Annotated in this window: 8 protein-coding genes; 1 reads left to right on the top strand and 7 read right to left on the bottom strand. The window is 46.3% G+C overall.

The window, feature by feature from the left end:
- Positions 1–75 precede the first annotated feature (75 nt).
- From yiaA to NO989_RS09445, 3 genes are all read right to left on the bottom strand, one after another.
- Positions 76–546 (bottom strand): inner membrane protein YiaA, encoded by a 471-nt coding sequence (yiaA, locus tag NO989_RS09455; protein ID WP_371342432.1) that lies wholly within the window; start codon positions 544–546, stop codon positions 76–78.
- On the bottom strand, positions 530–1,366 hold the full coding sequence (locus NO989_RS09450) for a DUF2145 domain-containing protein (RefSeq protein ID WP_371342431.1): 837 nt from the start codon (positions 1,364–1,366) through the stop codon (positions 530–532). Before NO989_RS09450 ends, yiaA begins: the two co-directional genes overlap by 17 nt.
- A gap of 153 nt (positions 1,367–1,519) precedes the next feature.
- Complete coding sequence (locus tag NO989_RS09445; RefSeq protein ID WP_278346044.1) at positions 1,520–1,930, bottom strand: hypothetical protein; 411 nt, start codon at positions 1,928–1,930, stop codon at positions 1,520–1,522.
- Between the two features lie 131 nt (positions 1,931–2,061).
- On the opposite strand from NO989_RS09445, the gene NO989_RS09440 reads away from it, so the two are divergent.
- Entirely contained in the window at positions 2,062–2,796 is a 735-nt protein-coding gene (locus NO989_RS09440) for a helix-turn-helix transcriptional regulator (RefSeq protein WP_075177917.1), read from the top strand.
- Positions 2,797–2,923: 127 nt separating this feature from the next.
- Here the strand turns inward: NO989_RS09440 and NO989_RS09435 are convergent, their stop codons facing one another.
- From NO989_RS09435 to NO989_RS09420, 4 genes are all read right to left on the bottom strand, one after another.
- Positions 2,924–4,426, bottom strand: a complete 1,503-nt coding sequence (locus tag NO989_RS09435; protein ID WP_371342430.1) for an NCS1 family nucleobase:cation symporter-1 — start codon at positions 4,424–4,426, stop codon at positions 2,924–2,926.
- 345 nt (positions 4,427–4,771) lie between these two features.
- Positions 4,772–7,090 (bottom strand): TonB-dependent receptor, encoded by a 2,319-nt coding sequence (locus NO989_RS09430; RefSeq protein WP_278344123.1) that lies wholly within the window; start codon positions 7,088–7,090, stop codon positions 4,772–4,774.
- Between the two features lie 311 nt (positions 7,091–7,401).
- A complete protein-coding gene (locus tag NO989_RS09425; RefSeq protein ID WP_371342429.1) occupies positions 7,402–8,892 on the bottom strand; it encodes a CoA-acylating methylmalonate-semialdehyde dehydrogenase in 1,491 nt (496 codons plus the stop codon).
- Between the two features lie 19 nt (positions 8,893–8,911).
- Positions 8,912–9,442 carry a flavin reductase gene (locus tag NO989_RS09420; protein ID WP_014977451.1) on the bottom strand — a complete coding sequence of 177 codons (531 nt, stop codon included), beginning with the start codon at positions 9,440–9,442 and terminating at the stop codon, positions 8,912–8,914.
- Between the last annotated feature and the right edge of the window lie 3 nt (positions 9,443–9,445).

The raw sequence follows: 9,445 nt of genomic DNA, 5'->3' as shown, positions 1-9,445 counted from the left end.
ATGTTCCCTTTATTTTTTATCTTACTGAATTTTAGTCATTATTTGTGGGGATACCTCAGACTCTGACCCCATTTTTTAAGCAGCTTTCACTTTGGGAGAGTCTTTGTGCTCAGTAGCGCTGCTTTGAGTATCGCTTTTTGTGTTGCGTGACTCGTCTGCAGTTTGGCTATCGCGTACGTTCTTCTGCACCGTTATAGCGGCGAAAAGGCTTAGAGTGAAGGCCATACCGAAGAAGCCTTTTTCGCTTAATAAAAGCTCAGCATTTAATAAGCCAATTACCAACAATACGATGGCTGATGCAGTAGCTATAGCTGATGCAAGGAAGTACGCTTTGGTAGTTGGCACACCTTCCATTTTATCGCGTACCGTTTTTTGTAAGCTCACCACAGAAAACAAGCCAAATAACATAATGGCGAAGTAATAACCTTTTTCATTAAGCGCCATTGGGGCATTGTAAAGGCCGATAAAATAAGCGCCTACACCCACAATTAGGGCTGCCAGTGATGCTATTCGAAATGCTTTCGTTGGTTTATTCTGAATCTGCATTGTTAAATTCCTCGATAATAGTTGTCTCACCGCTACTCGCAAAAATGACTGCCTTTTCCGATAAATCGTATTTCTGCATGTAGCGAGCAAGGCTTCCAAATGTAGTCGTTTCTACCTTACGACCGTGATCGGACAGCGTCACGCCGTCACTGAACACACTCGCCAAGCCAAGTTTTGCGCGGCTCATGTTGACCTTTTGCGGCGTAAAATATGCTTTTGCATTAGCTTTTAGTTGGGCTATATCTGTGGTGGAGTACACCGCAGCATTGAGCACGTCTAATGTGTACTCGGTACAGTTTTGTCGTTCACTGTTGAATGGGTTAGCAACCACTGAATAGCGTGGGTTATGCAACAATTTGGCTTTATCTTCGCTGTACATACTTATAAGCGCTTGCTGCACGGCAACCGATGGGATAATCAGGCCTGCTTCGAGCGCATAAGCACTCCAGAAAAAATCTACAGGATAATCGGTAACTAGATGACTCACGTCTTGTTCATCAGCATCTTGATACAAGTTATGGATAGCATAGCCTTTGGCTGTCTCTCCATTATCTAGCTGTATGCTTGAGTAGATAGCAATAGCAGTGTGAGTGAAGCGAATGCCCTCCGGCATGTCTTCAATCGGTCTGCCTCGCCTTGCAATAATGAAGGCACGAGCTCCTTGGCTTGCCGCATACTTTTCTACTTCTTTAGAAAAAATGGCAATGGCTTCTGGTGAAAACGAAGGTTTTCCGTGCTGCTGACTACCTGCCAAAGCGTGATTAGCGTTGGCAGTAAGTAGTACCAAAGCCACAGCTATTGAATACAAAAATGTTTTCATACTCTTCCCTGCTTAAATTCTCTCGACTTGCACTGAATAAGAGCCACCTAAAGCGCTAGATGCACAACGCTTCGCTGTAGCAGTTTTTTACCAAGCTACAGCTACTTTTTTAGCTTCCAGTCGCGCTTCAAAGTTCGAGCAATTAATTAACCGTTAGCGTTTAGTTGTGGTAGTAGTTGTTGTAGTCGTTGTTGTGTTAGTAGTCGCAACGACTTTGTTTGGCGCAGGGTCTGCAGTAATGATCGTTTCGGTAACCACTAACGGCTGGTTATTATTAACGGAGGACTGATGACTAGCTCCGTGAATACTGCGGCTACTCTCGTCAATCACACTTTCAGCAACTGCGCTACCTGCCACTACAGCACTGCCGGTTAGTATCACCGGAACAGCGACTACGGCACTCGCTACTGACGCCGTCGTTGCTAAGCCTTCAGATGCTGCAAGCGCGCTATGTTTACTGGCTTTGCCACTGTGGTCGATGGAATCATCTGCCATTACAGAATGGGTAAGAAGCGCACTACTTAATAGTGCAGTTAACATCAATGTTGAACGCGAATTTTTCATATCACTTGCTCCTAGTATGTAAAGGCGAGATGTGCCTGAACATGTTCTACACTAGAACCAAGAATAAATTTCGTAAACCACAATCGCTGATGTAGTATTAAATTACACCACAAGTATAAATATTTAATACCATGAGCCAAATTAACCTTGTTTATGACACGCTTAAACAATGTTTACGAGAGCAGCGATTTACCTACAAACAGATCGCACAGAAACTGAACGTAAGCGAGGCCAGCGTAAAACGAAATTTCTCTCTACAGGCTTTCAGCCTCGACAAGCTGGAACAGATTTGTGAATGCCTAAATTTGTCATTGAGCGACCTTTTTAGCCTGTCGCAAAAGCAGCAGGAAAAAATTTCCCAGCTATCTGAGCAACAAGAAATGGAGTTACTTGCCAATCCCAAGCTACTGCTTGCAGCCGTATGTGTGCGTGATGGCTGGCGATTCTCGGAAATCATCAAGCACTACAATATTTCTGAGGTCGAGGGCATTAAGCTAATGACAACCTTAGATAAACTTAAGCTTATAGAGTTGTTACCGAACAACCGCTACAAGCTACTTATTGCGCAAAACTTTCGCTGGATCCCTGGCGGCCCGCTAGAGAAGTTTATGGAACAGGAAGTAATGGTGAAGTTTATGGATCCAAAGAAAAACGAGCCATGGATGTTCCGTTTCTATTTACGCGGCCGCTATTCTCAGACCTCGGTTTCGATTATTCAGCGCCGTCTTGAACAACTGCGACAAGAAGCCGCAAAACTCAGCAGCGAAGATAATGCCCTACCAATTGAAGAGCGTCAGCACATTGGTCTTTTAATGGCGATGCGGCCTTGGGAGCCTTCACTTTTTGAAAACATGAAGCGAAAATAACCCTGTCGAAGTATATTTGGGGGGTCAGAGTACATTAAATAGAAAAGTACTCTGACCCCATTAGTTTCCTGCTCAGAAAAGTAATCCGACCCCATTTTTTGCTACTCAGAAATGTACTCTGACCCCATTATTGGGAGGCGCTTTTTGCCTGCATGGTGACGGGTGCTCTGTTGGAGAGCAGCAGATAAACCATGCTGGCGATGATTAACCCTACAAACCATGCGTAGGCGTAAAGCGTATCGAAAACGGCTGGCACGCTTTCTAGAAAACCAGCTGCGTGAAGAAAACCGGGGATATTGGGTAAAATGCCTATAACAAGCGCAGTCACACCCGCCATGTTCCAACCGTTGTTCGCGCCATATTCGCCAGCGTGTTGAAATAGCGCATCTATGTTTAAGGTCGATTTTCTTAAGATAAAATAGTCGGCAATTAGAATACCCGCGATAGGGCCAAGTAGCGCAGAATATCCCGTAAGCCACGTAAATAAATAGCCACCCGCGGTTTCAAGCAGCTTCCAAGGAAAGATAGCAACGCCGATACCAGCGGTTATATAGCCGCCCATTTTGAAGCTTATTTTCGAAGGCGCCATGTTCGAAAAGCCATAAGCTGGGGCTACCATATTAGCGGCTAGATTTGTAGTTAACGTTGCAAGTGCTAACGCAGCAAGTGCCAGCACTACACCCATACCGCCCATTCGACCGGCTAGTGCAACAGGGTCCCATATGGCCTCACCATAAATGGTGACCGTTGCTGATGTAACCGCTACACCGATAAAGGCAAACAGCGCCATGGGTAATGGCAAGCCAATAGCTTGGCCTAACATTTGGTCTTTTTGTGATTTTGCAAAACGCGTGAAATCGGGAATGTTCAACGCCATGGTTGCCCAGAAGCCCACCATAGAGGTCAAGCCCGCGAAGAAGGCTGTCCAAAACTGCCCTTCTTTGGCTCCACCTTCAACAAACTGAGACGGCGTTGACAACATTTCGCCAAACCCACCAGCATTAACGTATGCCCAACCAAGAAGCGCTAAGCCCATTAAGATCAAAAATGGTGCAGCAAAAGTTTCAAGCCAACGAATAGATTCGGTACCGTGTTTTATATAAACCAAGTGCATCGCCCAGAAAGCGAAGAAGCACAGAGTTTGTGTGATATCGATACCTAAAAATGGTAGTGCCTGCCCCACAAATGCGTCGCCGCTCACGCTATTTAAAATAACGTAAATGGCACTGCCGCCCACCCATGTGTTAATTCCAAACCAGCCACATGCAACAAGCCCTCGGGCCAAAGCAGGAATCTTCGCGCCTTTGGTACCAAAGGCGCTACGTAATAATACGGGAAAAGGTAAGCCGTATTTTGCACCTGCATGACCAATTAGCATCATAGGTACAAGCACGATGATGTTGCCCAACAGTACGGTGATAACCGCTTGATACCAATTCATGCCTTCTGATACCAGGCCGGCAGATAAGAGATAAGTAGGTACACAAACCACCATCGCAACCCATAATGCCGCATAGTCTTTCCACACCCAGGTTCTGGTTTCCGCGTTGGTTGGCGCTAAATCTTCATTCCATAAATCGCCATCGTAATGGGAAGGTTTTGTCATGGTCTGATTGTTGGTGTTATCCACGATCTATTTCCTTATTGGGTTTGCTATTACTTGTTGCTTCTTTTTACACAGCGTCATGCTCGGCAAAGCGGTAGGTTAAAAAATGCATCTGCACTCTCAACGGCGAAACGATTAGATTAGAGGCTCGCTGCTAACCTTTATTGGGGCCTGCTGATCTTTGGTGTACAACAAAGGTCAACAGCCCCTATCAAAAAAGAAAAGCAAAAATACTGCCGCTTCGCGCGCTTTGTTAACGCAAAACCTAAATACCGTTTTGCTACGTCGGTATTTAGGTTAGCTACGCACGTTTCTTTTTAGAAGTAGGTGATACGCTTTATATTGTTAAATAAAGCGCAACTACGCTAATTAGAAATTACGTCTTACCGTTACGCCATACGTCCTAGGCTTCGCATAGGAAATCTGGCTGGTTCCATAAAAACCAGTTACGTCAAAGCCAATAAGTTCGTGGTCTGAGTCAAACAGGTTATCTACATAAGCCGCTATTAGCCATTTGTCCTCAGCGTCTACCCAGGTTAAACGAGTATCAGCCGTGGCATAGCTATCAATTTCATGAGCGGTAAAATTCCGCGCATTGTGAAAGGTTTCCGACTGATAATTGGCTGACAGTTGGGCTGCCATATTGCCGTCGAAGGCGTCCCAGTTATAGCGAAGCATGGCAGACGCTTGATACTCTGGGGTGAATGGCGGCGTTGTATCAGCAAAGTACCCAGAAGCCACTTCTAAGTCTTCAACCACTGCATCGGTATATGAAAAGTTAACCATAACATCTAAGCTATCTGTCGGGGTTAAGAACACTTCTAATTCAACGCCGCTAAATGAGGCTTCTTCGTTTGACACCACCCCCGCATTATTCACCCACGAAAACGACTGGTAATCGCTGTAGTCATAATAAAAAACATTGGCATTAAAAACGCCGCTTCCCTGCATAAAACTGTGCTTTAAACCCGCTTCATACGCAGTAAGTTCTTCAGGTTCGTACAAGCTGAAACCTCCTTGAAGCGGGGCATTGAAACTCCCCGCTTTTACGCCCCGATTGATGCCTGCATAGTACAAACTATTACCCACACTGTATTCCAGCTGTAGCTTGGCCGACCACAGGTTTTGATCGTTAGAATCGACCAAAGTTTCTAAAGAGGTCGTAGTGGTATCAATTTCGATAACGCGGTCGTTAGTATTCTCGTTCTGATACACATTACCTACAAAGTCTTTGTCTTCACGGGTGTAACGCAACCCACCAACCAGAACAAGATCGTCACTCAGGCTATAGTCTATTTGCCCAAATACAGAATAAGACTCGGTTTCAAGAGACACTAGGGTGTTATTTTCTTCACCGCCTAAGAAAAAGGTGGTGGGTGAACCCGCCAAGCCTTGGCTATAGTCCGTATCGATAGAAAGGTAATAAAGCCCCCCAACCCACTTTAAGTCTGCGGATTCACCTGAGAATCGAAATTCTTGGCTAAACTGCTCTATGGTGCTGTTAGATTGAAAAATAAGTTCGGGTGACGCGGTTTGGTCGGAGTCGAGGCCAACGGTACGTTTAAACTCTTTGTAATCAGACATGGCGAAGAAATCGAATTCTTCGAAGGAATAGTCTAATGTTGCCGCGAGGCCTTTCGATTTGATTTTGTTTTGATCGTCAAAAGCAAAGTCTTTATTTACTTTATTGCCCGAACCATCAGGGTCGAAGTTACCATTGAAATCGCCGCCTTGAACGGGACGGAAAGGATCGCCATTGAAGTTGCCGTCTACGCACACGCCTGCCTGAATAGTGTCACAGCCAAGCGGGTCGTCAGCAGCATAAATAACGTCAATCACATTGCCGTCGGCATCTTTTATCTCGGTGGTGTTCACCACCTGATACGGGCCTTCACTTTTGGTTGTATCTGACCAGTTACCGCTTAGTAGCAGCGAGCCTTCTTCGCCAATGTCAAACAGCAACTGGGCACGAAACGCTTTAGTGTCATCGTTGTACCCATCTTCACCGCCTCCAACAGAGCCTAAACGGGTATCGGGTGCAGCACCGTCTTCATAAATATTCTCTAGTATCTCACCTTGCTGATTAGTAAACCCAGAAAAACGACCATAAATGCCGTCTGCTATTTCGCCTGATATCGCCCCTTCGAAGCGGTATTGTTCGAAACGTGCGGCAGTAAATTCCGCGTAGCCTTCTGTATCTGCAGTGGGCTTGGCGGTAACCGTATTAACCAGTCCGCCTGTGGCATTTCTTCCGAATAATGTTCCCTGTGGGCCTTTAAGAATTTCGATGCGAGCCACATCGAATAAACCAAAGGTTTGTGCTTGGGTACTGGCTAAATAGCCACCGTCAACGTATACGGCCACCGGCGCTTCCGCCAAGTCAGCGTAATCGTTTTGCACCACGCCTCGAATATTGAAAATAGCACGCTGACCACCGATATCACCGGCCAACGATACGCCAGGGGTAAACGCGATAAGCTCAGTACTGCTTTCAAGGCCAAGCGCCTCTAATTGTTCACCAGAAAACGCAGTAATAGCGATCCCTACATCGCTTATATTCTCGTTGCGCTTTTGCGCGGTAACTTCAATACTTTCCCAAACATTCTCTGCAGCAAAGGCCGCTGGCGTACTTAACGCCATAGCTACGGTTAACGCCAGCAGACGCTTGTGTGTGTTTAACGTATGCATGTTTTACTCTCGTTTATAGTTCTTTTTAACAAGCCTTGCGGCGGTGTTGTCCCGATATTTTTATAAGAGTAACGGTCGACGTGAACTGCATATCGATTGCCACTGGGGTGCAAACCTAAGGCAGGACTGGAGAGGAACTGCCAAAGGCTTGCGGTTTTAAATTGTTATTATTGATGGCTCATGGCTGAGCCTAAATCTCTGTTCTTTTACCTGCTGCGAACAACTTTGCGCCATAAAGGCTTAATAGTTACCGTGCGTGGGCAAAGTTCTTATGGTCATTTATGGTTAATCAAGGTCAATACGCCATGACATTAACTTGGAAATGAAAAGCTCACTCCTTCCCGAATGCCGCTTGAAGGCCAACGTTGAGTAATGGTTTTGCGTTTGGTGTAAAAGCGTACGCCATCCGGGCCGTATGCGTGAAGGTCACCAAAGAGTGAGCGCTTCCAACCACCAAAGCTGTGATAAGACACAGGCACTGGCAGCGGTACGTTTATGCCTACCATGCCCACTTGGATATTGTCTGAGAAGTAGCGGGCAGCCTCGCCATCTCGGGTGAAAATGCACGTACCATTGCCGTATTCATGGTTGTCAATGAGCTGCATGGCTTGTTCCATGCTTTTAACGCGCATAACTTGTAGTACAGGGCCAAAAATCTCAGCTTTGTAGCTGGCCATTTCCGGCGTAACCTTGTCGATAAGTGTTGCACCTAAGAAGAACCCCGTTTCGTAGCCTTTTACGCTAGGGTCTCTGCCATCAACGACTACATCAGCCCCTTGCTCAGCCGCACTGGTGATGTAACCTTCGACTTTCTCTTTGTGCTGTAGCGTAATCAGTGGGCCGAAATCGTTAGTCGCATCGTCAAAAGACCCTACTTTTAAACTTTCCATGGCTGCTTGCATTTTATCTACAATTTCATCTGCCACTTTGTCACCTACGGCAACCACGACCGATAACGCCATGCAGCGCTCGCCTGACGAGCCAAAAGCAGCACCTAAAAGCTGATTTACTGCGTTGTCGATGTCGGCATCGGGCATCACAATAGCGTGGTTTTTAGCGCCACCTAATGCTTGGCAGCGCTTGCCATTAGCATTGGCTTTCGAATAGATGTATTCGGCGATGGGCGTTGAACCCACAAAACTCACTGCTTTAATGCGCTCGTCATCTAGTATTTGATCAACCGCTTCTTTGTCGCCATTTATAACGTTAAAAACGCCGTCGGGTAGCCCTGCTTCTTTAAGTAGCTTTGCTAGGAAAATAGCGCAGCTTGGATCTCGCTCAGAGGGTTTTAAAACAAAGGTGTTGCCGCATACAATGGCAAGCGGAAACATCCAAAGGGGCACCATGGCCGGAAAGTTAAATGGTGTAATTCCCGCCACTACGCCAAGAGGCTGAAACTCGCTCCATGAATCTATACTTGGCCCAACATTTTTACTGTGCTCGCCCTTTAACAACTGGGGTGCACCGCAGGCAAACTCAACATTTTCGATACCGCGCTGTAATTCGCCTGCCGCGTCGTGGCTTATCTTGCCGTGCTCCGCACCAATTAACGCAATAATTTCATCGGCATGTTCTTCTAGTAAGCTTTTAAATTTGAACATAACGCGAGCGCGCTTACTCACTGGCGTATTGCGCCACTCAACAAACGCATTTTGCGCGCTGACGATAGCGTCGTTTACCGTCGCTTTTGACGCCAGTAAAACCAGCTTCTCTGCTTCCCCCGTTGCAGGGTTATAAACATCTTGCATGCGCCCCTTTGGGGTACAGGTTTCACCGTTAATAAAGTGGCCTACTACTTTCATTATTTGTCTAATCCTTTAGTTATGCGTCTTTACATGCGCTGTGATAGCCGCGCTGATAATATAAAAGGGCGTCGGCTTCTGGGTCTTGCTTGATATCCACCACCTGGCAAAAAATAACGTCGTGAGTGGCCACACTTTTAACGTCTGTAATAATGCAATCGAAGCTGACTGCAGCATCGGCAAGTCTTGGGCAGCCGGTCGTCGATTCAACCCAATCACCAATTTCAAAGCGTTCGTTCATGGGCGCTTTGCCACCAAATGTGTTTGAAATTAACTGATGCTGTGAAGTAAGGGTGTTGATAACCAAATGCGTGCTGTTTTTAAAAACCTGATGTACAGACGCACCGCGATTTAAACAAACCAGCAGCGTTGCAGGGTTATCGCTTACGCTACATACGGCGGTCGCCGTAAAGCCTGCATGCCCTTCTGGGCCAGTGGTTGTAACGACGTTTACCGCTGCCGCTAAACTCGACATACCTTCTCGATAAGCTTCGGGAGTTACCGCGGGTAGCACTTCTGTTACTGCGTTTTTTATTGCTGTAATAGTCATACA

Origin of the sequence: Alteromonas sp. DY56-G5 (genome assembly GCF_041414725.1) — a bacterium.
Lineage (GTDB): Bacteria > Pseudomonadota > Gammaproteobacteria > Enterobacterales > Alteromonadaceae > Alteromonas > Alteromonas macleodii.
Note: the sequence above shows the minus strand (reverse complement) of the source record. Positions and strands in the feature narration are given on the sequence as shown.

What these genes read in the sequence shown, in the direction of transcription:
- NO989_RS09425 (WP_371342429.1), bottom strand. Translation starts at nt 8,892, where the DNA reads ATGAAAGTAGTAGGCCACTTTATTAACGGTGAAACCTGTACCCCAAAG.
- yiaA (WP_371342432.1), bottom strand. Translation starts at nt 546, where the DNA reads ATGCAGATTCAGAATAAACCAACGAAAGCATTTCGAATAGCATCACTG.
- NO989_RS09440 (WP_075177917.1), top strand. Translation starts at nt 2,062, where the DNA reads ATGAGCCAAATTAACCTTGTTTATGACACGCTTAAACAATGTTTACGA.
- NO989_RS09430 (WP_278344123.1), bottom strand. Translation starts at nt 7,090, where the DNA reads ATGCATACGTTAAACACACACAAGCGTCTGCTGGCGTTAACCGTAGCT.
- NO989_RS09450 (WP_371342431.1), bottom strand. Translation starts at nt 1,366, where the DNA reads ATGAAAACATTTTTGTATTCAATAGCTGTGGCTTTGGTACTACTTACT.
- NO989_RS09420 (WP_014977451.1), bottom strand. Translation starts at nt 9,442, where the DNA reads ATGACTATTACAGCAATAAAAAACGCAGTAACAGAAGTGCTACCCGCG.
- NO989_RS09445 (WP_278346044.1), bottom strand. Translation starts at nt 1,930, where the DNA reads ATGAAAAATTCGCGTTCAACATTGATGTTAACTGCACTATTAAGTAGT.